General features: G+C 73.3%; 23 protein-coding genes. 14 read left to right on the top strand and 9 right to left on the bottom strand.

The features are described from left to right. Nucleotides 1–553 precede the first annotated feature (553 nt). A complete protein-coding gene (dnaA, locus tag Q0963_RS08185; RefSeq protein WP_299445007.1) occupies nucleotides 554–2,083 on the bottom strand; it encodes a chromosomal replication initiator protein DnaA in 1,530 nt (509 codons plus the stop codon). A gap of 373 nt (nucleotides 2,084–2,456) precedes the next feature. On the opposite strand from dnaA, the gene rpmH reads away from it, so the two are divergent. The 8 genes from rpmH to Q0963_RS08145 all read left to right on the top strand — a co-directional run bounded on the left by rpmH (nucleotide 2,457) and on the right by Q0963_RS08145 (nucleotide 8,747). Further along, nucleotides 2,457–2,594 (top strand): 50S ribosomal protein L34, encoded by a 138-nt coding sequence (gene rpmH, locus Q0963_RS08180; protein WP_010849920.1) that lies wholly within the window; start codon nucleotides 2,457–2,459, stop codon nucleotides 2,592–2,594. 9 nt (nucleotides 2,595–2,603) lie between these two features. Then, on the top strand, nucleotides 2,604–2,969 hold the full coding sequence (rnpA, locus tag Q0963_RS08175) for a ribonuclease P protein component (protein WP_299444919.1): 366 nt from the start codon (nucleotides 2,604–2,606) through the stop codon (nucleotides 2,967–2,969). Continuing rightward, entirely contained in the window at nucleotides 2,966–3,286 is a 321-nt protein-coding gene (gene yidD / locus Q0963_RS08170; RefSeq protein WP_299444918.1) for a membrane protein insertion efficiency factor YidD, read from the top strand. Before rnpA ends, yidD begins: the two co-directional genes overlap by 4 nt. Nucleotides 3,287–3,345: 59 nt before the next feature. Continuing rightward, nucleotides 3,346–4,515 carry a membrane protein insertase YidC gene (gene yidC, locus Q0963_RS08165; protein WP_299444917.1) on the top strand — a complete coding sequence of 390 codons (1,170 nt, stop codon included), beginning with the start codon at nucleotides 3,346–3,348 and terminating at the stop codon, nucleotides 4,513–4,515. Between the two features lie 48 nt (nucleotides 4,516–4,563). Beyond that, a complete protein-coding gene (locus tag Q0963_RS08160; protein WP_299444916.1) occupies nucleotides 4,564–5,307 on the top strand; it encodes a R3H domain-containing nucleic acid-binding protein in 744 nt (247 codons plus the stop codon). Nucleotides 5,308–5,344: 37 nt separating this feature from the next. After that, nucleotides 5,345–6,067, top strand: coding sequence for a 16S rRNA (guanine(527)-N(7))-methyltransferase RsmG (gene rsmG, locus Q0963_RS08155; protein ID WP_299444915.1), 723 nt, complete (start codon nucleotides 5,345–5,347; stop codon nucleotides 6,065–6,067). 575 nt (nucleotides 6,068–6,642) lie between these two features. Beyond that, the gene (locus Q0963_RS08150) at nucleotides 6,643–7,704 is read left to right on the top strand and encodes a ParA family protein (RefSeq protein WP_299444914.1); all 1,062 of its coding nucleotides are present in this window, start codon (nucleotides 6,643–6,645) and stop codon (nucleotides 7,702–7,704) included. Further along, the gene (locus tag Q0963_RS08145) at nucleotides 7,701–8,747 is read left to right on the top strand and encodes a ParB/RepB/Spo0J family partition protein (protein ID WP_299444913.1); all 1,047 of its coding nucleotides are present in this window, start codon (nucleotides 7,701–7,703) and stop codon (nucleotides 8,745–8,747) included. The genes Q0963_RS08150 and Q0963_RS08145 overlap by 4 nt, the downstream gene beginning before the upstream one ends. A 244-nt stretch (nucleotides 8,748–8,991) precedes the next feature. Here Q0963_RS08145 and trxA read toward each other — a convergent pair whose 3' ends face one another. The 7 genes from trxA to Q0963_RS08110 all read right to left on the bottom strand — a co-directional run bounded on the left by trxA (nucleotide 8,992) and on the right by Q0963_RS08110 (nucleotide 16,440). Continuing rightward, on the bottom strand, nucleotides 8,992–9,318 hold the full coding sequence (gene trxA / locus Q0963_RS08140; RefSeq protein WP_299444912.1) for a thioredoxin: 327 nt from the start codon (nucleotides 9,316–9,318) through the stop codon (nucleotides 8,992–8,994). A 52-nt stretch (nucleotides 9,319–9,370) separates the two neighbouring features. After that, entirely contained in the window at nucleotides 9,371–10,309 is a 939-nt protein-coding gene (trxB, locus tag Q0963_RS08135) for a thioredoxin-disulfide reductase (protein WP_299444911.1), read from the bottom strand. A gap of 128 nt (nucleotides 10,310–10,437) precedes the next feature. Continuing rightward, nucleotides 10,438–11,253, bottom strand: coding sequence for a hypothetical protein (locus tag Q0963_RS08130; RefSeq protein ID WP_299444910.1), 816 nt, complete (start codon nucleotides 11,251–11,253; stop codon nucleotides 10,438–10,440). Between the two features lie 73 nt (nucleotides 11,254–11,326). Next, nucleotides 11,327–11,950 (bottom strand): RNA polymerase sigma factor SigM, encoded by a 624-nt coding sequence (gene sigM / locus Q0963_RS08125; RefSeq protein WP_299444909.1) that lies wholly within the window; start codon nucleotides 11,948–11,950, stop codon nucleotides 11,327–11,329. A 12-nt stretch (nucleotides 11,951–11,962) separates the two neighbouring features. Continuing rightward, nucleotides 11,963–14,224 carry a protein kinase family protein gene (locus Q0963_RS08120; RefSeq protein WP_299444908.1) on the bottom strand — a complete coding sequence of 754 codons (2,262 nt, stop codon included), beginning with the start codon at nucleotides 14,222–14,224 and terminating at the stop codon, nucleotides 11,963–11,965. Nucleotides 14,225–14,299: 75 nt separating this feature from the next. Then, nucleotides 14,300–15,952, bottom strand: coding sequence for a murein biosynthesis integral membrane protein MurJ (murJ, locus tag Q0963_RS08115; protein ID WP_299444907.1), 1,653 nt, complete (start codon nucleotides 15,950–15,952; stop codon nucleotides 14,300–14,302). Continuing rightward, nucleotides 15,949–16,440 carry an NUDIX hydrolase gene (locus Q0963_RS08110; protein ID WP_299444906.1) on the bottom strand — a complete coding sequence of 164 codons (492 nt, stop codon included), beginning with the start codon at nucleotides 16,438–16,440 and terminating at the stop codon, nucleotides 15,949–15,951. The genes murJ and Q0963_RS08110 overlap by 4 nt, the downstream gene beginning before the upstream one ends. A gap of 133 nt (nucleotides 16,441–16,573) precedes the next feature. Between Q0963_RS08110 and Q0963_RS08105 the strand changes: the two genes are divergently transcribed. The 3 genes from Q0963_RS08105 (at nucleotide 16,574) to Q0963_RS08095 (ending at nucleotide 19,458) form a co-directional block, all read left to right on the top strand. Next, a complete protein-coding gene (locus Q0963_RS08105) occupies nucleotides 16,574–18,040 on the top strand; it encodes a CCA tRNA nucleotidyltransferase (RefSeq protein ID WP_299444905.1) in 1,467 nt (488 codons plus the stop codon). Nucleotides 18,041–18,175: 135 nt separating this feature from the next. Continuing rightward, entirely contained in the window at nucleotides 18,176–18,652 is a 477-nt protein-coding gene (locus Q0963_RS08100; RefSeq protein ID WP_299444904.1) for a hypothetical protein, read from the top strand. Then, nucleotides 18,649–19,458, top strand: coding sequence for a PP2C family serine/threonine-protein phosphatase (locus Q0963_RS08095; protein WP_299444903.1), 810 nt, complete (start codon nucleotides 18,649–18,651; stop codon nucleotides 19,456–19,458). Before Q0963_RS08100 ends, Q0963_RS08095 begins: the two co-directional genes overlap by 4 nt. 31 nt (nucleotides 19,459–19,489) lie before the next feature. On the opposite strand, the gene Q0963_RS08090 is transcribed toward Q0963_RS08095, so the two are convergent. After that, entirely contained in the window at nucleotides 19,490–20,050 is a 561-nt protein-coding gene (locus tag Q0963_RS08090; RefSeq protein WP_299444902.1) for a 2'-5' RNA ligase family protein, read from the bottom strand. Nucleotides 20,051–20,235: 185 nt separating this feature from the next. Here Q0963_RS08090 and Q0963_RS08085 point away from each other — a divergent pair, with 185 nt between their 5' ends. Genes Q0963_RS08085 through Q0963_RS08075 form a run of 3 tightly spaced genes read left to right on the top strand, consistent with a single transcriptional unit; the run spans nucleotide 20,236 to nucleotide 23,748 of the window. Further along, nucleotides 20,236–21,576 (top strand): FHA domain-containing protein, encoded by a 1,341-nt coding sequence (locus Q0963_RS08085; RefSeq protein ID WP_299444901.1) that lies wholly within the window; start codon nucleotides 20,236–20,238, stop codon nucleotides 21,574–21,576. After that, on the top strand, nucleotides 21,573–23,024 hold the full coding sequence (locus Q0963_RS08080; RefSeq protein ID WP_299444900.1) for a serine/threonine-protein kinase: 1,452 nt from the start codon (nucleotides 21,573–21,575) through the stop codon (nucleotides 23,022–23,024). Before Q0963_RS08085 ends, Q0963_RS08080 begins: the two co-directional genes overlap by 4 nt. 22 nt (nucleotides 23,025–23,046) lie before the next feature. Further along, entirely contained in the window at nucleotides 23,047–23,748 is a 702-nt protein-coding gene (locus Q0963_RS08075) for a hypothetical protein (RefSeq protein ID WP_299444899.1), read from the top strand. The last annotated feature ends 36 nt before the right edge of the window (nucleotides 23,749–23,784 follow it).

The raw sequence follows: 23,784 nt of genomic DNA, 5'->3' as shown, positions 1-23,784 counted from the left end.
CGGTTCGGGCCGGGGCACCAGCAGGGTCGTGATCGGGGTGGATCGATATCTAGATAGGTCTCATCGTTGTCATAGGTGCTGTGGACGCTGTGGACGGAGCACCGTCGACCCAGGTCAGGCAGCGTGGCGTGGGTGTGGACGGACCGGGGACGCAGCGGTGGACGACGCGGCCGGCCTGGGAACGGCCGACGCGCGTTCACACCCGGTCCACCGGTGCGTGGCCTGTCGTCCACCGCGCGAGGGCCCTTGTCCACACTCGTCCACAGCCCCTGTGGACAACGGGGTCGTCCCGGGGGCATCCGAGGCCGGGTGACAGTGGAGTTGTCCACAGGCTTGTGCCCAGACGTGGACAGCCACTGTCTAACCTTGGCCGACAGGTTCGACGCGTCACCCACGTGCTGAGCCGTGCGGGGTGAGAGGGCCGTGGCGCACGGACTCCGGCGCACCAGGCTTGTGGACAACCTGGGGACGACCGGTGGACTGTCGAAGGTTCCGCCTGTGGACGACCACCCGGCGGTCTCCGGACCCGGTGTGACGGGAGGGGTGGAACGGGTCAGCGGGACTGCTGCTTGATCCGGTTCGTCAGCTCGGTCACCTGGTTGTAGATCGCGCGGCGCTCGGCCATCAGCTGGCGGATCTTCTTGTCGGCGTGCATGACCGTCGTGTGGTCGCGGCCGCCGAACTGCTGGCCGATCTTGGGCAGCGACATGTCGGTGAGCTCGCGGCACAGGTACATCGCGATCTGGCGGGCGGTGACGAGGACCCGGCTGCGGGACTGGCCCTGGAGGTCCTCGATGGTCAGCCCGAAGTAGGCGGCGGTCTGGGCGATGATCGTCGCCGGCGTCACCTGGCTCATGGAGTCGTCGGGGATGAGGTCGCGCAGCACGATCTCGGCGAGGCTCATGTCGACCGGCTGGCGGTTGAGGCTCGCGAACGCCGTGACCCGGATCAGGGCCCCCTCGAGCTCGCGGATGTTCGTCGAGATCCGCGAGGCGATGAACTCGTGGACGTCGTCGGGGACGCTGAGCCGCTCCTGGATCGCCTTCTTGCGCAGGATGGCGATCCGGGTCTCGAGGTCGGGCGGCTGGACGTCGGTGAGCAGCCCCATCTCGAACCGGCTGCGCATCCGTGCCTCGAAGCCGGTGAGCAGCTTCGGCGGGACGTCGCTGGTGATGACGACCTGCTTGCTCGCGTTGTGGAGGGTGTTGAACGTGTGGAAGAACTCCTCCTGGGTCTGGACCTTGCCCTGGAGGAACTGGATGTCGTCGATGAGCAGCACGTCGACGTCGCGGTACCGGCGCTGGAAGTTGGCGGCCTTGTCGTCGCGGATGCTGTTGATGAAGTCGTTGGTGAACTCCTCGGAGTTCACGTAGCGCACCTTGACGTTGGGGAAGAGCGCGCGGGCGTAATGGCCGATGGCGTGCAGAAGGTGGGTCTTGCCCAGCCCGGAGTCGCCGTAGACGAAGAGCGGGTTGTACGCCTTGGCCGGCGCCTCGGCCACCGCGACGGCGGCCGCGTGGGCGAACCGGTTGGAGGCGCCGATGACGAAGGTGTCGAACGTGTACTTGGGGTTGAGGCGGGTCAGCTCGACCTGCTCGGGGACGGCGGTGCCGGGGCGCGGCCGGCGCATGCCGGGCACCTCGACCAGCCCCGACCGGGCGGCGTCGGACGACGAGCCGTCGTGGCCCGCGCCCGGCCCGTGGCCGTCGGCGTCGTCGTCGAGCTCGAGGTCGTGGATCTGCTGGCGGCGGTCGGCGGCCCGCTGGTCATGGGCCTCGGTGGTGCCGTCCGTGGTGCCGTCGGGGCCCGGCAGGTCCGTGGCTTCGGGCTGGACGTCACCGAGCGAGGGGTCGACGGTGACGGCCAGGCGCACCTCACGACCGAGCCGGGCGCTGAGGGTCTGGGTGACCGGCTCCCGGAGCCGGGTCTCGACCATGTCCTTGGTGAAGTCGTTCGGGACGGCGATCAGGGCCGTGTCGTCGAGGAGCCCGACGAGGCGCGCGAGGCTCAGGAAGGCCCGCGACTGGATCGGAATGCCGTCCTCGTCGAGTGCGTCGAGCGTGGCGCTCCACAGCTGGGCCATCATCGTGTCCGGCACGTCGTCCCCGTTCTGTCCGTGTGCGCTCGTCGACGGTGCACAGGCACCGAGCGGGTGTGGGTCATCCACACCATTGTCCACAGGTTGTGGGAACGACATAGGGCGACGACACCTCGTGTGTCGTTACCGCGGCCGGTCGATGCTCCGTGCGATGGTAGAGGGTTCCCGGGCATCGTGCGCAGCCGATCCGCGGGTTTGGTCGGCGGCCGGTGGCTCCGGTACCTTGATGCGGTCTGTTGTCGGCGGTTTTCGCCCGTCCGTGCCGCGCGATCTACACGTCCCGGGCCTCCGATGACCGCCGACCAGGCACCCCTGACCACCTGGGCCAACCGGCCCGAACAGTGCGAAAGAGATCATCGTGAGCAAGCGGACCTTCCAGCCGAACAACCGCCGCCGGGCCAAGACGCACGGCTTCCGTCTGCGGATGCGCACCCGCGCCGGCCGCGCCATCCTCGCCGCCCGGCGTCGTAAGGGCCGCGCCGAGCTCTCGGCCTGAGGCCGTTCGGTGCTGCCGGCGCCGAACCGACTGCGGCAGCGGTCGGACTTCACGTCGGCGGTCCGAGGCCGCAGCAGTGTTCGCGCCGGCTCACGACTCCTCGTGGTGCACGCCACCCGGACCGACGCGCGAGCGGGATCCCCGCCGCGGGTCGGTTTCGTCGTGTCCAAGGCTGTCGGTGGGGCCGTCGTGCGCACCCGGGTCAAGCGCCGGCTCCGCGCCGTCGTGGCCGGACAGCTGGCCGACCTGCCGGCCGGTGCCGACCTAGTCGTGCGAGCCAACCCGGCCGCTGCCACGGCCACGTCGGCAGAGCTTGAGTCAGCGCTGAAACCGTTGCTGCACAGGGTAATTGGAAAGATCGAGGTCACCAGATGAGTCCCGGGCGAGTGCTCGTCACGCCGGTGCTCTGGCTCATCCGCCTCTACCAGCGCTTCATCAGCCCGCTGCGCCCGCCGACCTGCCGCTACTACCCGTCGTGCTCGGCCTACGCCGTCACCTCGCTCGAGCGGTTCGGACCCCTGCGGGGGACGTGGATGGCCGCGGCTCGGCTGCTCCGCTGCCACCCGTGGACCCCTGGGGGGGTCGACCACGTCCCCGACCGTGACCCGGTGACGGGCCGCCCCGTGCCGGGGACGACCGGGCCGAAACCGTATGCCGGATCCGGGACCACCTCGGACGCGTCCCAGCCTTGACCTCACGTCACCACCGGTGACATCACCTGCCGGCCTCGGCCGGCCCGTCGAAGGACATCATGGTCGATCTGTTCAACAGCATCCTGAGCCCCATCGAGTGGCTCGTGGCCTGGATCATGTTCAGCTTCCACGAGCTGCTCACCGGGATCGGGATGCCCGAGGCCTCCGGCTGGACCTGGACGCTGTCCATCGTCGGGCTCGTCCTCGTCATGCGCGCGGCGATGATCCCGCTCTTCGTGAAGCAGATCAAGGCCTCGCGCAAGCTGCAGATGATCCAGCCCGAGATCCAGAAGATCCAGAAGAAGTACAAGGGCAAGACCGACCCCGAGTCACGCCAGGCGATGACCCAGGAGACGATGAGCCTGTACAAGAAGGAGGGCACGAACCCGTTCAGCTCGTGCCTGCCGATCCTCGTGCAGTCGCCGTTCTTCTTCGGCCTCTTCCGGGTGCTCAACGGCCTCGACGAGGTCGCCGCCGGCTCCACGGAGCCGATCGGGCCGTTGTCCAAGACGGTGGCCGCCCAGGCGGAGTCGGCGTCCCTGTTCGGCGCGCAGCTGTCGGACACCTTCCTCGGCGCTGACGGGCTCTCGACCCAGATCGTCACCGTCATCCTCGTCATCCTCATGTCTGCGACGACGTTCCTCACGCAGAAGCAGCTGATGACGAAGAACATGCCGCAGTCGGCGCTGGACAGCCCGTTCGCGAAGCAGCAGAAGATGCTGCTCTACATCTTCCCCGTCATCTTCGCCGTGTCCGGGGTCAACTTCCCGATCGGTGTCCTCATCTACTGGTTCACGACGAACGTGTGGTCGATGACCCAGCAGTTCTACGTCATCCGCCGGATGCCGGCCCCCGGGTCGGCGGCCGAGCGGGCCTATCACGAGCGCCTGAAGCGCAAGGGCAAGCCGATCCCGGGTGCCGTGGCCGCCACCGAGGCCGAGGAGCCCGAGGTGCCGCAGACCGGCCAGCGGGTCCAGCCCAAGTCGAAGAAGCGGGCCAAGGGCGCCAAGGGCGCGAAGCCCGCGGGCGACTCCGCGGCGTCGGACGCGACGGCGGCCGGCGACGGCGCAGCGTCCCCGGCCGCCCCGGCTACGGACGGGCCGAAGGCCGCTGATGCCCCCGCGGCCGCCCCCAAGGGCAGCGGCACGACGCCGCCGAAGGGCCCCGGCTCGGGCAAGAAGAAGAAGAAGCGGAACCCCCAGGGCCAGCGCTCGACGCCCGGGTCCTGACCCACCGCCCCGTTGACCTGCACCATCACGACAGACCTGGAGAGTCCCATGAGCGACCAGCGCATCGAGGAGACCGAGCCCGTCTCGGCCGACAGCACGGACGAGCCCACCGAGACGAGCGAGCCGTCGGACTCGGCGTCCCTCGACGAGGCCGGTTCGCACTCGGCTGAGGCCCCGACCGACGCCGAGCCCGAGGCGGGCGAGGGCACGGGCGAGGCCGCCGCGAAGGATGCCGACGAGAACACCGAGACCACCGAAGCGACCGAGGACCGCGAGGACGGCGAGGACGGCGAGGAGGGGTCCCGTCGTCCGGGTGGTCGCAAGGCGCAGCTCGTGCGCGAGGGTGAGGTGGCGGCCGACTTTCTCGAGAACCTCCTCGACATCTGCGACCTCGACGGTGACCTCGATGTCGACATCGACGGCGACCGGGCCGCGGTGGCCATCGTCGACAGCGAGGACGGGCGGGTGCCCCGGCGCCTCGTCGGGCCCGACGGCCAGGTGCTCGAGGCGCTCCAGGAGCTGACCCGGCTCGCCGTGCAGTCCGAAACGGGTGAGCGCAGCCGCCTCATGCTCGACGTCGCCGGCCACCGCGCGGAGCGGCGGGCCGCCCTGGTCGCCCTCGCGAAGGAGGCCGTCGCCGAGGTGAAGGAGTCGGGCGAAGCGAAGTCGCTGTCCCCGATGACGGCCTTCGAGCGCAAGGTCGTCCATGACGAGGTGCTCGCGTCCGGCCTCGTCTCCGAGTCCGAGGGCAGCGAGCCCCGCCGGTACGTCGTCATCAGCCCGTCGGCGTGAGGGCCCGTTTCACGTGAAACATGAGGGGGACGCCCCGATGACACCAGCGGCCGCACCTGAGGGTGCGGCCGCTGTGTTCGGCGACCGGCTCGTGCTCGCCGAACGGTTCGCCACGGTCCTGGCGGACACCGGGGTCAGTCACGGACTCATCGGTCCGCGGGAGGTGCCGCGGCTGTGGGATCGGCACATCCTCAACTGTGCCGTCATCGAGGACGCCTTCCCGGAGGGCGCGCGTCTCGTCGACGTCGGCGCCGGGGCAGGTCTGCCAGGACTCGCCCTCGCGATCGCGCGGCCCGACCTGGAGATCCACCTCGTCGAGCCCATGGAGCGCAGGACGACCTGGCTCACGGGGGTCGTGGAGCAGCTCCGCCTCGAGACGGTCACCGTCCACCGCGGGCGTGCCGAGGACCTGGCGGGGTCACTGTCAGCCCCCTGGGTGACGGCCCGCGCGGTGGCCCGGCTCGACAAGCTCGCCCGGTGGTGCACCCCGCTCCTCGAGCCGGGGGGCACGCTCGTCGCGATGAAGGGACGCAGCGCCTCGGACGAGCTCGAGGCCGACCGACCGGCCCTGACCAAGCTCGGACTGGTCTCGGCGACGGTCACCGGTCACGGGAGCGCTGTGCTCGACGAGCCGGTGCTGACCGTGGATCTCGTGTTCGAGCAGACCGCGCCCCGCCGAGGAGGACGCCGGCCGGCCGCGGGTGCGTCGGCGGGCCGCCGCCGGCCGGGCAGCGCCAGCGGCCGCTCGCGTCGCTCCTGAGCCACGGCGGAGCGGGGGTGAAACCCCGCTCGAGAATGCCCCCTCAGGGCAGAACGGGAATGTCGCCGCACCCCGCGACGCGACAGATGTTTCACGTGAAACGCGTCCGACCGCAGACCCGAATCAGGCCCGAGGGGTAAGACGCCAGGGGTCGCCGGGGGAGCCACCCCCGGAAGTTGTCCACAGGTTATCCCCCGGGCGCTTCCGCCGTCCCCAAGGCCTTCCCCTATCACCCTTGCCCCCTAATCCGCGCCGTTTCGCGGGTTTCACGTGAAACGGCCACGGCGTGTCGGCGAGGGGAGACGCGAGAATGCACACGTTGTCCACAGGGGTGCGTCCGCTTGGCGTGTCGCCGATCTGTGCTGTTGGATGGGGGCCGGTTCAGGAGGAGGTACGAAGTGGACGCAGCGCCCAACCCGGTGGGGGAGCAGTCCGTGGCGGCAGGGTTGGGGTTTCCTCGTCCAGAGGGGCAGCCGGCGAGCGCGCTCGGCTGGCCCGCCACCGTTTCACGTGAAACATCGTCCGAGCGCCCGTGGCAGTCGCCGCTCGAGTCGGCCCCCAACGGCTCCCCGGCGGTGTCGGAGAGCGACCTGACGGACGTCGCAACGGAGGGGCCCGTCACGGCCCACTCGACGGCCCCGGAGGGTGCGGCGACCACCGCGCCGCCGGCCGCCCCCCAGACCACCGACGACAGCGAGGAGCGTGCAGCCATCGCCGCATCCATCCCAGCAGCCGACTCCTTCACCCCGCTGGCCCAGGCGGCGGCCGCGGACGCGCGCAAGCGCATCACCCTCACCGGGCGGTCGGTGCCGCGACCACCGCGCACCCGGGTCCTCACCGTCGCCAACCAGAAGGGCGGGGTCGGGAAGACGACGACCACGGTGAACATCGCGGCCGCGCTGGCCCAGGCCGGCAGCACGGTGCTCGTCGTCGACCTCGACCCGCAGGGCAACGCCAGTACCGCGCTCGGCATCGACCACCACGCGGAGGTCCCGAGCGTCTACGACGTCCTCGTCGAGGGGCAGGACATCAGCGAGGTCGTGCAGGCGTGCCCGGACCTCCCCAACCTCCTTTGTGCGCCCGCGACCATCGACCTGGCGGGCGCGGAGATCGAGCTCGTGTCGCTCGTGGCACGCGAGACCCGGCTCCAGAAGGCGATCGCGGCGTATGTGGAGACGCGGACCGCGTCGGGGGACGCCCTCGACTACGTGCTCGTCGACTGCCCGCCGAGCCTCGGACTGCTCACGGTCAACGCCTTCGTCGCCGCGAGCGAGGTGTTCATCCCGATCCAGTGCGAGTACTACGCGCTCGAGGGGCTCTCGCAGCTCCTCAACAACATCGAGATGATCCGCAGCCACCTCAACCCGGCCCTGCACGTCTCGACGATCCTGCTGACGATGTACGACGCGCGCACGCGGCTGTCCGCCCAGGTGGCCGACGAGGTGCGCACGCACTTCGCCGACCAGACCCTGAAGGCCACCGTGCCGCGGTCGGTCCGGATCTCGGAGGCGCCCAGCCACGGGCAGACCGTCATCACCTACGACCCGAACAGCAGTGGTGCCCTGTCCTACCTCGAGGCGGCCGTCGAGCTCGCCGAGCGCGGAGTGGCCCGCACGACCACGGAGGAGTCTGCATGAGCGAGAAGCGCCGCGCCCTCGGCCGCGGCCTGGGCGCTCTCATCCCGAGCACCCCGGCCACCGACCGACCCGTCGACGTCTTCTTCAAGGAGCGCGAGCAGGGGGTGACCAGGGAGGACGTCCCCGACGTCGCTGCTGCCGGCAACGGGAGCCGCAACGGCACGGCGACCCTCACGGCGCCGGCCCCGGAGGCCGACGTCGCGCTGCAGCCGGTGCCGGGAGCGGAGTTCGCCGAGATCCCGCTCGACGCCATCCGCCCGAACCCCAAGCAGCCGCGCACCGTCTTCGACGAGGAGGCCCTCGCCGAGCTCGTGTACTCGATCCGTGAGATCGGTGTGCTGCAGCCGATCGTCGTGCGTCCCGCTCCCGACGCCGGCCCGGACAGTGTGGTGCGCTACGAGCTCATCATGGGCGAGCGGCGCTGGCGGGCGTCGCGGGCGGCAGGCCGGGAGACCGTGCCGGCCATCGTCCGGTCGACGGACGAGGACGACCTCCTGCGCGACGCGCTCCTGGAGAACCTCCACCGCAGCGAGCTCAACCCGTTGGAGGAGGCCGCCGCGTACCAGCAGCTCCTCGACGACTTCGGCTGTACCCAGGAGCAGCTGGCCGGTCGGATCGGGCGGTCCCGACCGCAGATCTCCAACACGCTGCGTCTCCTGCGCCTGCCCCCGCCCGTGGCGCGCCGCGTCGCAGCCGGCGTGCTGAGCGCCGGGCATGCCCGGGCCCTGCTGGCGGTCCCGGACGCCGCCGCCATGGAACGCCTGGCCCAGCGCATCGTGGCGGAGGGCATGTCGGTCCGCACGGTCGAGGAGATCGTGGCGATGGGGGACGACGACACCCCCGCGTCCACCCGGCGGACCGCACCGCGGGCCGGCGGGCGCCGGCCCCAGCTCGACGAGCTCGCCTCCGACCTGTCGGACCGGCTCGAGACGCGCGTCCGCATCGCGCTCGGTCAGAAGAAGGGGCGGCTCACCGTGGAGTTCGCGTCGGTGGAGGACCTGAACCGCATCCTCGACGTGATGCGCCTCCGCGAGCAGCCCTGACGCGAGTCGACGGCCAGCACGGAGCCGACGGGGTCCAGCACCCCGTCGGCTCCGTGCGTCTGTTGGCACCGGGCGGGGCTGGGGCACGACGTTCCACGTGAAACATCGCGGGATCGGCACCGCGTCGAACGGCCCAGGGGTGTCTGAAACACGTTGCGCCAGAAACAAACTGACGCCGGACGCCAACAGGCCCGGACCACGAGGGTCCGGGCCTGTCGGCGCTCGACAGAACGTCGGGTGAGCCTCAGCCGAGGAACGGCTCGAGCTCGCGGAGCAGCACCGGCTTGGGCCGGGCGCCGATGATCGTCTTGACGATCTCGCCGCCGAGGTAAACGTGCATCGTCGGGATGCTCGTGATACCGAGCTTGCCGGTGATCTGCGGGTTCTCGTCGGTGTTCAGCTTGACGACCGAGACCTTGTCGCCGTGGTCGCGCGCGATCTCCTCGAGCACGGGGGCCACGGCACGGCACGGGCCGCACCAGGGAGCCCAGAAGTCGACGAGCACCGGCTTGTCGCTCTTGATGACGTCGGCGTCGAAGGTGGCGTCCGAGGTCGTCGTGACGTCTGCCATGGGGAGTTCCTTTCGTGGCCCGTGCGGGCCGGGGTGGAGGTGCGAGGCCCGGTCAGTGGGCGAGGAAGCGTTCGGCGTCGAGGGCGGCGGCGCAGCCGGAGCCGGCGGCCGTGATGGCCTGCCGGTAGGTGTGGTCGACGAGGTCGCCGGAGGCGAAGACGCCGGGGAGGTTGGTCTTGGAGGTGCGGCCCTCGGTGAGCACGTAGCCGTCGGCGTCGAGGTCGACCTGGCCCTTGACGAGCTCGTTGCGGGGGTCGTGCCCGATGGCGATGAACAGGCCGGTGACCGCGAGCTCGCTGGTCTCGCCGGTGACGGTGTCGCGCAGGGTGACCCCGGTGAGCTTGCTCTCGCCGTGGATCGCCTCGACGGCGCTGTTCCAGCGGAAGTGGATCTTGTCGTTGGCCATGGCCCGCTCGGCCATGATCGCGCTGGCCCGCAGCTCGTCGCGGCGGACGATGACGGTGACCGACTTCGCGAACTTGGTGAGGAACGTCGCCTCCTCCATCGCGGAGTCCCCGCCGCCGACGACGACGATGTCCTGGTCGCGGAAGAAGAACCCGTCGCAGGTCGCGCACCAGGAGACGCCGTGACCGGAGAGGCGCTTCTCGTCGGGCAGGCCCAGCTCGCGGTAGGCCGAGCCCATCGCGAGGATCACGGCGCGCGCCCGGTACTCGTTGCCGGCGGAGTCGCGCACGAGCTTGATGTCGCCCTCGAGCTCGACGTGCTCGACGTCGTCGGTGACGATCTCGGTGCCGAACCGCTCGGCCTGGGCCCGCATGTTCTCCATGAGGTCCGGGCCCATGATGCCGTCCCGGAAGCCGGGGAAGTTCTCGACCTCGGTCGTGTTCATCAGGGCGCCACCGGCGGTGACCGCACCCTCGATGATCAGCGGCTCCAGGTTCGCCCGCGCCGCGTACACGGCAGCGGTCCAACCGGCCGGGCCGGAGCCGATGATGATGACGTTGCGGACGTCAGAGGTCACGGAACACATCCTGTGGTGGTGGAAGCAGATGATGACCGCTATATGCGGTGTTGTCGTCAACCGATCCTAGGGCCGCGATGTTCCCGGGCGGGTGCCGCCCCGCCGGTGGGGGTGCGACCGGTTGGCGACGGGTCGCGTCAGCCCACCGGAACCGGCCCCGCGAGCGCCCCGGGGTCGCCCGGCGCACAGGTGCGCAGGGCCGCCCAGGCCGTGCGCGCGCCGCTGGGAGAGGTCGCGACGACGAGCGCGGCCGGCCGACCGTCGACGACGACGAGCTCGACGACGACGGCATCCCCGCGTGGCACCCCGAGCCCGGTCGCGCAGGCCCGGGCGCCCTCGGCCGTCGCCACCGGGGCGCCCGAGACCCCCTCGTCTGCGGGGGCCGCCGGTGCCGCCTTGCCCGGAGCCACCGGAACCTGGCGGGCGGCGTCCGCGAGCTCGGCGGAGGAGATGACCGAGCCGCCGTCGAGGACGTGCACCCGCAGGTCGGGGTCGGCGGCGAGCAGTCGGGCCGGGGCGCCACGGCTGCCGGACCCGTCGGACCCGCCAACCGCGCCGTCGGACTCGGCACCCGAGACGGTGCCTCCACCCGCCAGGTCGTCCGCGACGCCGAGGGCGGCCTGGAGGCCCCCGGGGCTCGCGGTCTCGAGGATGAGCCCACCGAGGCCCAGGACGCCGACGACGGCGGCCGCCGCGCCGAGCCCCCGCCAGACGGGGCGGCGGCGCAGGGGGACGACGCCGGCCGGGGCGTCCGGTGTCGCGGCCCGGAGCTCGGGCGGGCACTCGGGGACGGCCCAGCCGTTGCCGCGGCGGGCCTCCTCCGCGAGAGCCGCCTCGATGCGCTCGACGAGGTCGGCGGGCATGGGGGCGGGGTCGGGCAGGCTCCCGAGCAGGGCACGCATCCCGGTGGGATCGAGCTCGGTCGGGTCGGTGTCGTCGTGGGGGTGATTCACGAGCTGCTCCGACGGTGGCCACGGGCGGGGAAGGACCGGGGCCTGGGGTGCGGGTCCGGTCGAGGGTGTGACGTCATGTGGCCTCCTGTGGTTCCGCCGGGCCGGGACCTGTGGCTGAGGGCGGCCTCAGGATCCGGGCCAGGGCCTCACGACCGCGGAAGCACCGCGACTTCACGGTTCCCTCGGCGACGTCGAGGACGGCCGCGGCCTCGGCCACCGACAGCCCCTGCATGTCGACCAGGACCAGGGCCAGCCGCTGGGCCTCGGGGAGGCGCGCGAGGGCGTCCCGGACGACGATCGCGGTCTCCGTGGCCGCGTGGTGGTCGTGCCGGTCGGGGAGGTCGATGTCGGCGACGTCGCCCGCGCGGCGGACGGTCGCGTTCTTCTCGCGCCGCAGCCGGTCCAGGCAGGCGTTGACGACGATCCGGTGGAGCCAGGTGGTGACGGCCGCCTCGCCACGGAAGGCGTCGGCGCGCCGGAAGGCCGAGACGAACGCCTCCTGGACCGCGTCGGCGGCCAGCTCGCGCTGGCCGGTGGTGCGGATCGCGACCGCGTACATGCGGTCCCGGTGGCGGCGGAACAGCTCGCCGAACGCGGCCCCGTCGTCACCACCGCGGACGTGCCGAGCCAGCAGCGCGGCATCGTCGAGGTCTGCGAGCGCGTCGAGCGCACCCGCGTCGCGGTTCTCCGTGGGCACGCGGCCTCCCGATCAGCCGGTGACGACGACCTCGTTGAGCCACGCCCGGCGCTTGCCGTCCTCGTCGGGGTGGAGGCCGGTGTACCAGATGATGATGTATTGACCGCTCACGTCGTCGGGAACCGCGAAATCCAGGCCGCCCTTGCTGTCGGTCTTCTCGCCGATCTTCGTCGCGCCGTCGAGGGAGGCGTCCGGGCCGACCCACACCTCGAGGTCGACATTCTTGGGAATGTCGAGCTGGACTTCCTGGGGCTTCTTGTTCGGCCCGAGGTCGACGATGAGCCCGAGGCCCTTCTTGAGCCCGCCGAACGGGTCGGTGCGGTAGTTCTCGGAGTTCCAGCCGGTGGAGGTGTCGCCGTCGTAGGTCTTAGGGGTGAGGCTGTTGTTCTCGGCGCCGTCGCCCTGAGGGTCGTAGGCCTCGACCTTGAGGATCGCCAGCGGCTCGGCGGCTCCGCCGCCTTCACCCTCGCCCTCGCCCTCGCCTCCGGTGGCCTCGGGCGACCCGGTCGGGGAGGCCGAGCCGGCGGGGGTCCCGGCAGGGCCGTCGAGGCCGAGGTCGGTGCGCGACCCGATCTGCATGACGCCCCAGATGCCGATGACGAGCGCGAGCACGAGGAAGGCCGCGACGATGCCGATGGCCAGCTTGGACTCGTCGCGGGTCAGCGGCTCGGCGGGCACGAGCGCCGCCGGGGCCTCGTCGTCGAACTCGCGCGGGATGCGCTCGGTGTCGGGGCTGAGCTCGGTGACCTTGTCGACGGCGCGCCGCGCGAACCCGGAGACCCGGGTGCTGACGGTGCCGAACGCCTCCGCCACGGCAGCCCCCGCGGCGGCCGCCTGCCCGCGGGCGTCGTGGCCGTCGTGGCCGTCGTGGCCGTCCTCGTCGTCGTCCGACCCGGCGCCGCGGTCGTCGGCGCGGGCCACGGCCGCCGGCTCACGCTCGTCGTCCCAGTCGCCCGAGCCCCAGGCCGTGTCGTCCCAGCCGTCGTCGTCGTCCTCCGCGGAGCCGGAGTCGCTGCTCCACAGCCCCTCGTCGACGCCCGGCCCGGCGGCGCCGCCGAACCAGGAGCGCCGGGCGGGCGGCTCGTCGACCGCGGGCCCGGCGCCCGACGACGCCGCTGCCGCGGCCGCGATGCCCGCCGCACCCGCTGCGGGCGTCACCGCCGCCGTCTCGAAGGGGTCGTCGCCAGCGGCGAGCCACGCCGGAGCGTCGGGTCGCGCAGGTGCGGGTGCGTCCACGCCCGGGTCGGTGCGGTCGGCCGGTTCGGCGGCGGGCGGGGCGGCTGCGGGGGGCGGGCCGCCGGCCGCGATGACCGGGAGCGTCGCGGTGGACGCGAGGCCGTCGTCGGCGGTGGACGGCTCGGCCACCTGCCCCTCGGCCTCCTCGGATTCCTCGGGGGCCGGCGGCGCGGCGACGGCCGCCGTGGCGGCAGCGGCGGGCTCTTTCGGCTCGGCCGGCGGGGCTTCCTCGACCGGTTCGGCCTGCGCGATGGCGGGGACGACGGGGCGGCCGACGACCTGCCGGGAGGGCCAGGGCGCGACCTGGCGGGCGTAGTCGCCGGGGGTCGTGGGGCCCTGGTCGTCGTTGAGCGTCAGCCGGCAGATGGCGTCGATGTCGCGCGGCACCCCGGCCGCGATCTCGGAGGGGGCCGCCACCCCGGCCGGGACCCGCGGAGCAGGCCCGAGCCCGGAGCCGCCGGCCCCGAGCGGCCACAGGCCGGTGAGCCCGGCATAGGCGAGGGCGACGACGCCGACGGCGTCGCGGCGGGCCGCCTCCTCGGGGTCGAGGGCGTCCTCGCCGGCCCGGATGCCGGCGATCTCGATGCCTCTGAGACGGACCTCGCCGTCGGGGGTCCGCAGGACGTCGTCGGGGGTGAGGTCGAGGTGGTGCATGCCCCGCTGGCGGGCGGACTCCAGCGCAGCGGCGACCTCCCCGGTGATGCGGCGGACCTCGTCGCCGGGGATACCCCCGTCGGTGACGATCTGGGCGAGGCTGCGGGCGTCGTCGAGGACCTCCTCGACGACGAAGGCGACGTCGTCGTCCTGGCCGACGTCGAGGATGCGCACGAGCACCGCGTGGGACACCGAGGAGGCGCGCCGGGCGGCGTCGACGAACGAGGCGGTGCGGTGGTCCTCGAGCGGGACGACGAGGATCGACACCTGGCGCCCGAGCGTCGTGTCGTCGGCGGTCCACCGTTCGGTGCCCCGGTCCTGGGCGATGCGGCGATGCACCGTGTAGCGCCCGCCGAGGACGGTGCCGGGTCCCACACCCTTCACCGCGGCTCCTTCCGGTCGTCCGTCACGGCTGCCCCACCGGTCACTCGGTGGGGTCCGTCCATCGTAGGGGGTGCCTCAGCGACGACGGAGTCCGCGCACCCGCCGGGTGAGCGGATCGAGGAGGCGGGCGATCTCCCGGACCCCGAGCAGGTGCGCCACACCCCAGGTGACGACGACCTGCACGACCCCCGCGACACCGAGGATCACGGCGCCGTCCACCAGCGCCCCGACGCCGCGGTCGACGCCGAAGTCCGGGAACAGCCAGCGGATGGCGAGACCGAGCGCGACGGCGGTCACGGCCGCCGGCACGCCGATCCGCAGGTAGACCGAGGCCGCGCCGCGCAGCCCGATGCGACCGTGCTGCCGGCGCAGCACCGCCCAACCCACCGCGGCCCCGACGACGTAGGCGAAGGTCTGCCCGAAGGCCAGGACCGTCCCGGTCCACGCCGGCGAGAGCTGGGCGGCCCCGAGCGCCACGGTGATCGAGATGCTCGTCACGACGAACTGCGTGCGGAACGACCAGAAGGTCTGCTGCTGGGCGTAGAACACCCGGTCGTTGAGGTAGACCCAGCCGAGCGGGATGATGCCGCCGAACAGCCCGACGAGCACGGCCGCGATGGCCTCGGTGTCGGTGAGCGGGTTGTCGAAGAAGAACGTGGCCGTGACGAGTGGCACCGTGGCCAGCACCAGGGCCACGACGGGCAGCAGCAGCGCGGCCGGGATCCGCAGGCCCTGCTCGTGGTGGCGCATGACCGTCGCGTGGTCCCCGCGGCTGGCCGCCTCCGACAGCTGGGTGTAGAGCGCCGTGACGAGTGAGACCGTGACGAGCCCGTGCGGCAGCATCATGAGCAGCTGCGCCGGGTTGAACGCGGCGATGCCGGCGGCGCCGGTGAGCCCGATCCGGTCGGCCTCGCTCGCGGCGTTCGTGAGGACCTTGGTCGTCACCAGGTACCCGATCTGGACGATGACGATCGAGCCGAAGCTCCACTTCGCGACATCCGAGACGCCCTCGAAGCCGTGGCCGCGCAGCCCCCACCGGGGCCGGTAGCGGAAGCCCATCCGGCGCAGCGGGACCACGAGGGCCGCGGCCTGCAGCGCGATCGAGAGCGTCGCGGTCCCGGCGAGGATCCCGATCATCCGCGGCGTCCACGCGCCGGGGTCGGCGCGCAGCGGCAGCCCCTCGCCGCGGAACCACAGGAGCCCGCCGACGGCGACGACGTTGGCGACGAGCGGGGCCCACGTGAAGGCGGCGAACCGGCCGTTGGCGTTGAGCACCTGCCCGAAGATCGTGTACAGCCCGTAGAAGAGGACCTGCGGGATGCAGATGAACGCGAACACCGTCGCGAGCTGCAGCGCCTGGGCGTCGCCGGTGTCGAAGTAGAGCCGCACGAGGAGCGGGGCGAGCGCGGTCAGCACGACCGACGAGAGCACGAAGAGCGCGATCGCGGCGGTGAGCAGCCGGTTGACGAAGTCCTCACCGGCGTCGGGGCGGGTCCGGGCCCGGATGATCTGCGGCACGAGGACCGCGTTGAGCGTGCCGCCCGCCAGCAGCAGGTAGAGGCTGTTCGGGAGGGTGTTCGCGACGGTGAACGCCTCGGCGGCCAGGCCGGAGGCGCCGATGACCGACGCGAGCAGGGAGGCGCGGAGCATCCCCGCGACGCGGCTGGCGAGCGTCCCCGCCGCCATCACCGCCCCGGAGCGTCCGATGCTCTGGGCCGGCGGGCTCACCCGGCGTCCCCGGCCAACCGCTGCCAGGCGAGCCGGGCGATCCGGCGCTCGTTGGGGAAGGTGAGGTGCCGGTGGGCCTCGCTGAGGAGGAACCACGCGACGTCGATGGCCTCGTGGTCGGGGTCGTTCTCGATGGTCAGGCAGCCGCCGGTGGCCTCGAGGAGGTAGTGGTGCACGTACTTGTGGATGCGCCGGTCGCCGGCGGCGAACCAGTAGTCGATGGTGCCGAGCTCGATGAGGACCCGGCCCTCGATGCCGGTCTCCTCGGCCACCTCGCGGACGGCCGTCTCGGGCAGGGTCTCCTCGCCCTCGATGTGACCCTTCGGGAGGCACCACTCGACGCGGCCGGCCCGGTTGCGACGGGCGATGACGGCGATCCGCGCCTGCCCCTCGTGGACGTCGACGACGACGCCGCCCGCGCTGCGCTCCTCGACCGCCGGGAGCCGCCGCACGGGCGCCCCGGTGGGATCGGCGGCGGCGTGGCTCATCTGGTCACTGTAACGACCCGGGTGCCCCCGAAACCGTCGACCGGGGCACGACGCGCACGGGCTCGCCGCCGCTCGCCCGGGCCCCGGGCGGGACGTACGGCGGGTCGGACGCCAGCACCTAGGCTTGTCCCTCGTGTCCACCCGCCAGCCCCCGGCCGCCCTACTGCGGCAGGCCGTCGCACACCTCGCGCCGGCCCTGCCTGTGCTCACCGACCTCGGGCAGCGCTTCGCCGCGGCCGGCCACGAGCTCGCCCTCGTCGGGGGGCCCGTCCGCGACGCCTTCCTCGGCCGGCCCGCGACCGACCTCGACCTCGCGACGTCGGCGCGCCCCGACGACACCGAGGCGATCCTCGCGGCCTGGGGGTCGGCCACGTGGGACATGGGCCGGGCGTTCGGCACCATCGGGGCCCGGCGGGGCGACGACGTCGTCGAGGTCACCACCTACCGCGCCGACGCCTACGACGGGGTGACCCGCAAGCCGGCCGTCGCGTTCGGCGACTCCCTCGAGGACGACCTCGTGCGGCGGGACTTCGCGTGCAACGCCATGGCGCTGCGGCTGCCCGACCTGACCTTCGTCGACCCCAACGGCGGCCTCCAGGACCTCCAGGCCCGCATCCTGCGGACCCCCACGACGCCCGAGGTGTCCTTCGGTGACGACCCGCTGCGGATGATGCGGGCCGCCCGCTTCGTCGCCCAGCTCGGGTTCGTGCCCGACGCCGGCGTGCTCGAGGCGATGCGGGACCTCGCCGGCTCCATCGAGCGGGTCTCCGCCGAACGGGTCAGGGACGAGCTGACCAAGCTGCTGCTGGCCCCGCACCCCCGGGCCGGCCTCGAGCTGCTCGTCGCCTCCGGCCTGGCGGCGGTCGTCCTGCCCGAGCTGCCGGCGCTCCAGCTCGAGGTGGACGAGCACCACCGGCACAAGGACGTCTACGACCACTCGATGATCGTCCTCGAGCAGGCCATCGACCTCGAGGGCCCGCCCGGGGGGCCGCCGGAGTCGGTCCCGGGCCCCGACCTCGTGCTGCGTCTCGCCGCGCTGCTCCACGACATCGGCAAGCCCGCCACCCGGCGCTTCGAGGACGGCGGCGGGGTCTCGTTCCACCACCACGAGGTCGTCGGCGCCAAGCTCGCGGCGAAGCGGATGAAGGCCCTGCGCTTCGACAAGGAGACGACCCGCCAGGTGGCCCGTCTCGTCGAGCTGCATCTGCGCTTCCACGGCTACGGCGAGGGCCAGTGGACCGACTCCGCCGTGCGCCGGTACATCACCGACGCCGGCGACCTCCTGCCGCGTCTGCACCGGCTGACCCGCGCCGACTGCACGACCCGCAACGTCAAGAAGGCCCGCCGGCTCGGCGCGGCCTACGACGACCTCGAGGGCCGCATCGAGCGGCTCCTGGAGGCCGAGGAGTTCAAGGCGCTGCGGCCCGAGCTCGACGGCAACGAGATCGCCGAGGTGCTCGGGATCCGGCCCGGCCCGGTGCTCGGCCGCGCCTACAAGTACCTCCTGCAGGTGCGCACCGACGACGGGCCGGTCGGCAAGGACATGGCCCGGGAGCGCCTCCTCGCCTGGTGGGCGGACCAGCCCGAGTCCGGCACCTGACCGGTCACCCGCGGACCCTGGGCCCCGGCCACCGGGTCCGGGGTCCGGACCGGACGGGGAGTGCTCCCCATGGGGGCGGCGCCCACCGCCCGTCTAGGCTCGTGCGAACCGCTGTCGTCGAAGGGGGAGCCGCACATGCCCGTTGTCACCCACCCGGGCCCGAGCGCTCCACCCGCGCCCGCCGTGCGGCTCGAGATCCCCGACGGCTGGCAGCCGCAGCCGTCCGGTGACGCCCTGCTCCGGGCCGCCGGGTCCGGGGCCGGCGGGGACGCCGTCGAGATCGCCGTCCGACACCTCACGGGCGACCCCGCACTCGGCAGCGCTGTGCTCGTGGAGGACTCGACGTCGCAGGTGGCCGGGGGAGCGGGCCAGGTGGAGGAGCCGTTCGTCGTCGAGATCGGCGGTCGCGAGTGGCACGCCCGCAACGTCTCGTGGGACGAGGACGGCACGCCCGTCGTCGAGGTCCACCTCGCCACCACCCTGGACCCCACGGACGTCGTGAGCCGCCACGTCCTGGCCGTGGGCCGGGCGCGCGGTGCGGGGCTGGACGCCGACTACGACGCGCTCCAGGCGGTCCTGGAGTCCCTCGTCGTCGAGGAGGTGCGCGGATGACCCGCGCCGGGCGGGTCCTGCGCGGCAGCTCGCTGCTCGTGCGCGCCGCGGGGGCCACCCACGTCGGCCGGGTGCGCGAGCACAACGAGGACAGCCTCGTCGCCGGGGCGCGGGTGTTCGCGGTCGCCGACGGGATGGGCGGGCACGCGGCGGGCGAGGTCGCCTCGCGGATCGCCGTCGAGGTGCTCACCGAGCTCGAGGACCACCCGGCCTCCCGCCCCGACGACGTCGCCGAGGCCCTGCGCGAGGCCAACCGGCGCATCCTGCGGGCCCAGGCCGACCATCCCGAGCTGCGGGGCATGGGGACGACGGCGACGGGGGTCACGGTCGTCGACGCCGGGGGCCGCGAGCACTGGGTCGTGTTCAACGTCGGGGACTCCCGCGTCTACCGCGTGGCCGAGAACCGGATGCACCAGGTCACCCGGGACCACTCGGAGGTCCGGGAGCTGGTCGACGCGGGGCTGCTCGAGCCGTCCGAGGTGTCGAGCCACCCCCTGCGTCACGTCATCACCCGCTCGCTGGGGACCGACCCCGGCCCCGAGCCGGACGTGTGGGTCCTGGCTCCCACCCCGGGCGAGACGTTCGTCGTGTGCAGCGACGGGCTCTCGGGGGAGCTCGACGACCGCGACATCATGCTGCTCACCCGCGAGAACCCGGACCCGCAGCGCGCGGCCGACGCGCTCGTCGCGGCGGCGGTGCGGGCCGGTGGCCACGACAACGTCTCGGTCGTCGTCGTCGCCGTCGCGGCCGGGGACGACGACGCCGACGGCGACACCCAGCCCCGGGCCGGCCTCGCCAGACCCTGAGGGCGCCGGCGGGGTGCGCGGACGCCCCGTGTCAGCGCGAGGTCGCCAGGGAGTAGACGGTCTCGAAGGCCCCGGTGCCGTCGCGGCGGACAGGGCTGATGACGTCGACCGCGTCCACCTCCCACTCCGGGCTCCGGTAGCCCTCGAGGGCCTTGACGAGCCGTTCGAGGACCTTGACCGAGGTCGCGTCGGTGACCCGGGCCACGGTGACCCGGGGCACGAAGAGCCGGCGGTCCACGAAGAAGCCGTGGGCCATGACGAGGGGCGGCAGTGCGTTGGCCAGCGTGACCACCCCGGCGGTGTCGCCGGCGACGTGCAGCGCGATGCTCGGGTCCGCGCTGTCCTCGAGCGCCCAGACCCCGGCGAGGTGGATCCGCGGGCGCACCCCGATCTCGCTGATCTGCCGGGCGAGGTTCTCGCACAGGGCGTCCACGTCGAGGCGGGTGAGGTTGCCCAGCCCGAAGAGCCGCAGCCGCATCGCGTCGGCCGTGACCCGTTCGAGCTCCGGGTCGCCCCCGAGGACGCTCCCGACGAGTTCGGCGATGTCGGTGCGGATCCGCTCGGGGGGGAGGATCGCGACGGACACGTGCACGGGGTCCTCCTGGGTCGGGCGGGGTGGTCGCGGACATCGTCGCACCTCGAGGGCGCTTCGATGGGCAGGATGCGCGGACACCGTATGACGGCGACGGGTTCGCCGACTCCCGGAACCCGAGACGCCCACCCCATTACGCTGATGGCTGTTTCGCCCCCGCCCGTTCGAGCCCGTGAGGAGCCCCTGTGACCGCGGTCCGTACGTCGGTGCCCGACGGCTTCGTCGAGATCAGCGGGCCCGGCATCAGCGCGGTCGTCGAGGTGGCCGAGCGGCACGTCGACGCCCTGACGGCTGCCGCGGCCGAGGGGCTCGTGCCGTTCCTCGACCTGCTCTGCTCCCGCGGGCTGCTCGTCCTGCCCGCGTTCGGCGTCGTGGCGACCGACGGCCCGGCCGTGCGCGCCATCCTGCGGGGGGTGGTGCGCGTCGAGCTGAAGGACGGCCGGGTCCTGGCCGCCGAGGAGCGCGAGCCCTGGGCCGACGTCGACGTCCCCGACCCCGGGGCCGAGATCACCCTCGCGGCCCCGGAGCCCGAGCCCGTCGTCGCGCGGGGCTGGCGTCGCCCGGCCCGTCTGGGCACTTCTGCTGCCGCCGTTCCCGCAGCGGCCGCGCCCGAGCCCGACCCGGACCCCGACCCTGCGCCGGTCCCGGAGCCGACGCCGACGCCGGAGCAGGGCACGCCCGCCGTCCCGCCGGCCGACCTCACCCTGCCCCCGCCCGCAGAGAGCCCCGGCGCCAGCCCGGCCGACCGGGTCCCGCCCGGCCCCGCCCCGGACAGTGCCCTCATCGACTCCGTGCCGTGGCGGCGCGCGGGTGGTGCCGCGGCGCACCCGGCCGCGCCGGCGCCCGCGGCTCCGGCCACCGCCGCGCTCCCGGCCACGGAACCCGGAGCGCCCGACGGCGAGCCGGCCGCCGCGCCCGTTCCGGAGGAGCAGCCCGCAGTGCCGGACGTCACCGAGGCGGCGCCCCCGGAGCCGGCGGCCACCGAGACACCCGCCGAGCCGGCTCCGGTCGAGGTCACGACCGCCCGGGCGTCGCTGCCGCGCAACGACGAGGATCTCGACCGGCCGGTCGTCCTGGCCGTCCTCTGCCCGGCCGGCCATCACTCACCGCCGCACGCCGGGCACTGCCGCGGCTGCGGGCGCGCGATCCCGCCCCAGCAGCCCGTCCCGATCCCGCGCCCGGCCCTCGGGGTCCTGCGCATCTCGACCGGCGGTGTCGTGACGCTCGACCGCGGGGTCCTGCTCGGGCGCGCGCCACGGGTCAACGAGGAGCTGGCACCGAGCCAGCGCCCGCACCTGATCCGGGTCGGCAGCGTCGACCGCGACATCAGCCGCAACCACGCCGAGGTGGTCCTCGAGGGCTGGCACGTCCTGGTGCGCGACCTCGGCTCGACGAACGGGACCACCGTCACCTTGCCCGGTGAGGAGCCCGTGCGCCTGCGCCCCACGGAGGACCAGGGCATCGAGCCGGGGGCCGTCATCACCCTCGCCGACGAGGTCTCGCTCACCTACGAGGTCGACGCATGATCGATGGCTCTGCCCCGGACATCCCCGGGCTGGAGTTCGTGCGCCCGCTCGGCTCGGGCGGGTACGCCGACGTGTACCTGTACGAGCAGCAGTCGCCGCGGATGAACGTCGCGGTCAAGGTGCTGAAGCGGCAGGGGCTGACCGCCGCGATCCGGCGCCAGTTCGTCGACGAGGCCACCACGATGGCCCAGCTCGCCGACCACCCGTACATCGTCCAGGTCTTCCGGTCCGAGCAGACCGGGGACGGCGGCGCGTACCTCGTCATGAAGTACTACCCGCCGCCGAACCTCGCGCAGCGGGCCAAGGCCGAACGCCTCGGGGTCGAGGAGGTCCTGCGCACCGGGATCCAGCTCGCGAGCGCCGTCGAGACCGCGCACCGCGCGGGCATCATCCACCGCGACATCAAGCCGGCGAACGTCCTCGTCAGCCAGTACGGCCAGCCGGGGCTCACCGACTTCGGGATCGCCGGGCGCGGCGGTCACGCGGAGGACGTCGACGAGGACGTCGGCGTCTCGGTCCCGTGGTCGGCCCCCGAGGTCCTCTACGGCCAGTCCAACGGCGACGCCCGCAGCGACGTGTACTCGCTGGGCGCCACGCTGTGGCACCTGCTGGTGGGGCGCTCGCCGTTCGAGCAGCCGGGGGGCGACAACTCCGCCTACGCGCTGATGCCGCGGATCCGGGCGACCCCGGTCCCGACGACCGGGCGGGCCGACGTCCCCCTCTCGCTCGAGCGCCTCCTCGCCCATGCGATGGCCAAGAGCCCGGAGGCCCGTCCGCGCACCGCCCTCGAGCTGGCGCGGGGACTCCAGGCCGTCGAGCGCGAGCAGCGCCTGGCGACCACCCCGGTGGTCGTGCTCGACGAGACGGGCAACACCGCCGTCAGCGAGCTGCCCGCCGGCCGCGGCGCGGATGACGCCGACCGCACGAGCGTGCGCGCCGTGGCCCTGCCCGCCGCGGCGCCGGCCCCGGCCCCCGCCGGCCCGGCCGAGGAGGACGCGGCGGACCAGCCGCCGACGATCAGCGGCGGGGTCGTGCTCGGGGTCCTCGCCGGGCTCGTCGCGGTCACCGTCGCGGTCGTCGTCTGGGCGGTCGGCCGGGGCGAGGAGGAACCGCCACCCGCGCCCGCGCAGGGGACGGTGACCCGCACCGCCCCGCCCAGCCGGGTCGTCGACTACCCCGAGCAGCCCGCCATCGACGCCCGCGCCGCCGCCGGTGCGGTGACGTTCTCGTGGAACTACGTCGGCGCCGAGAGCGGCGACTTCTACCAGCTGCGGGTGGGCGACTCCGAGGCCGAGCTCGCCGGGGCCGAGGTCGTCACGGTGCGGGACGACAGCTCGTACCGGGTACGGGCCGCCCCGGGGTCGACGGTCTGCGCCCAGGTGACGGTGTCCCGCGAGTCCGGGATCACCTCGCCCCGGTCCCCGATCCGGTGCGAGGCCGCCCGGTGACCCCAGGAGGAAGGACCGCGCCATGGGCGTGACCGTGGAGTTCTGCGGCGAGGAGTTCGTCGCGCCGGACGACCGCCCGCTGACGATCGGGCGGGTCGCCGACGTCGAGATCGACGACAACCCGTACCTGCACCGGGTGTTCCTCCAGGTGCACCACGAGCACGGGCTGTGGTGGCTGACGAACGTCGGGTCCACGCTGACGGCGACCGTCGCCGACACCAAGGGGCTGTTCCAGGCCTGGCTGTCGCCGGGCGCGCGGATCCCCCTGGCCCTCGAGGCGTTCACGGTCTGGTTCACCGCGGGTCCGACCACCTACGACTTCGACCTCGCCGTCACCGACACCCCCTTCGTGTCCGTCGAGACCGCCGCCGAGCTCGCACCCGAGGACGGCGCCGCCGAGACGACGGTGGGTCGGGTCTCGATGACCCCGGACCAGAAGCTGCTCGTTCTCGCGCTCTGCGAGAGCTTCCTGCGCACGACCTATGCGGGCGGCGGCCACATCCCGTCGTCGGCGGACGCGGCCGCCCGGCTCGGCTGGACCGTCACGAAGTTCAACCGCAAGCTCGACAACGTGTGCCAGAAGCTGGCCGACGCCGGCACCCGCGGGCTGCACGGCGGGCCGGGGAAGCTCGCGAGCAACCGAAAGGCGCGCCTCGTCGAGCACGCGCTCTCGACCCGGATGGTCACCGAGGCCGACCTCGTCCTCCTGCCCGCTGTGCCGTAGCGAGCGACCGGCTGGCGGGGAGTGCTCCCCGCCCCA

The organism is uncultured Phycicoccus sp., assembly GCF_947495705.1.
GTDB lineage: Bacteria > Actinomycetota > Actinomycetes > Actinomycetales > Dermatophilaceae > Phycicoccus.
This window is presented reverse-complemented; position numbering and strand designations above follow the sequence as displayed.